The 1,722-nt window shown below is 67.7% G+C and carries 1 protein-coding gene and 1 pseudogene; both read left to right on the top strand.

Features of this window, described 5'->3' with window-relative positions:
• A pseudogene (locus EN742_RS34110) lies at positions 1-792 on the top strand (6-hydroxynicotinate reductase); the annotation flags it as partial.
• On the top strand, positions 792-1,673 hold the full coding sequence (locus tag EN742_RS34105; protein WP_126057008.1) for a UPF0280 family protein: 882 nt from the start codon (positions 792-794) through the stop codon (positions 1,671-1,673). The pseudogene EN742_RS34110 and the gene EN742_RS34105, both read left to right, overlap by 1 nt.
• The last annotated feature ends 49 nt before the right edge of the window (positions 1,674-1,722 follow it).

Raw genomic sequence — 1,722 nt, 5'->3', positions numbered from 1 at the left:
GTCGACGAGGTGGTGGTAGTCGACGACCACATCACCGGCGTCGTCTCGGAGCATCAGGCCGGCAAGGTGCTGGGCTGGCAGGATACCGGGATCAAGATCATCGGCCGTCGCTCGACGCCCGGTCGCTATTTCAAGGTGTCGGAGCCAGGCCTCGGCTGGGGCGGCACCACCATCTCCGATCCGCTGTCGATTCTCGGTGAATGGAATGCCAAGAAGGGCGCGCGGCCGGGCCTGTCGCTGCTGATGGTCTCGACCACAGGCGAGCAGTTCGCCTACTACGAGCTCGACGATCAGTTGAAGCCGGTCGAAAAGCCGTTCCCCGAGCGGCTGCAGAAATCTGTCGGCCTGATCGAGGACAATTGCGAGCCGGCACTCTGCACCGTCCTGTTCATCGGCGGCGCCGGCGGCTCGCTGCGCGCCGGCGTCACCGAGAACCCGGTCAACCTCACCCGCTCGGTGCAGGGCCTGAGGACCTACGTTACAGTGGGCGGCGCGCCGGTCTATGTCTGGCCGGGCGGCGGCATCACGCTGATGGTCGACGTCACCCGCGTGCCTGAAGGTGCCTTCGGCTATGTGCCGACGCCGGCGCTGGTGGCGCCGATCGAATTCACCTTGCGCCGCGACGACTATGTCAGGCTGGGCGGCTACGAGGCAGAGATCCGCAGCGTCGAGGACATCCTCGCCAGGGGCGGCGAGTACCTCAATCCGCGCCGTGGCGCCGGCGCCGCCGTCAACAACCCATGGCCGCCGCTGGCGCAGCTGCGGCGTGCCGCTGCGAACGGGGCCGGATGATGACCGGCCCGCAGGCGCATTGGCTCGCCGACGGCAGGCGGCTTCACCTCAACCATGGGCCGATCGACCTTGTCGTCGAGACCTTTGGCGAGGAGGGCGAATGCCGCGCTGCTTACAGTCAGGCCGTCGCGCGGTTCCAGACCATCCTGGCGGAACTGGTTGAGGAGCTTCCGGAGCTGCGCCGCCCGGCCGCCTTGCGCCCTCGCGCCTTTGCCGGGCCGACCGCGCGCCGCATGGAGGCGGCGGTGGCGCCGCTGGCGCAAATGTTCATCACGCCGATGGCGGCCGTCGCCGGCTCGGTAGCCGACGAAATGCTTGGTGCACTGCTTGCCGGGCGAAGGCTCGATCGCGCCTATGTCAACAATGGCGGCGACAGCGCCCTCCATCTCGGCTCGGGGCAGTCGATGACCCTGGCCATAGCCGGCACCGGGCATGGCCTTGCCGACCGCATCGCCATTCATGCCGAAGATGGCGTACGCGGTGTCGCGACCAGCGGCTGGCGCGGCCGCTCGTTTTCGCTGGGAATTGCCGACGCTGTCACCGTACTGGCGCGCACCGGCGCCGAAGCCGATGCCGCGGCGACCCTCATCGCCAATGCCGTCGACCTGCCCGGTCACCGTGCGATCGAGCGCGTGCATGCTCGCGATATTGTGCCTGACAGCGATCTCGGCGACCGGCTGGTGACGCAGGGCGTCGGGACGCTTTCGCCGGGCGAAGTGGCGCGGGCGCTGGACAACGGGCTTGCCGTCGCAGAAGATTTTCGCCGGCGCGGCCTGATATCGGCCTCGGCGCTGTTCCTTGCCGGCGAGACCCGCATCAGTGGTTCGGTGGCGCTTGCCGCGCCCAACAAGCACAAAGCGAAGGAAACTGCCCATGCCTGAATTCCCGATCCGCAAGATCGCGGTCCTGACCGAAGAGATTTTTCATGAT

This window comes from Mesorhizobium sp. M4A.F.Ca.ET.020.02.1.1 (genome assembly GCF_004022645.1).
In the GTDB taxonomy this organism is placed as follows: domain Bacteria; phylum Pseudomonadota; class Alphaproteobacteria; order Rhizobiales; family Rhizobiaceae; genus Mesorhizobium.
This window is presented reverse-complemented; position numbering and strand designations above follow the sequence as displayed.

Coding starts and splice junctions, on each gene's coding strand:
- EN742_RS34105 (WP_126057008.1), top strand. CDS start 792: ATGACCGGCCCGCAGGCGCATTGGCTCGCCGACGGCAGGCGGCTTCAC.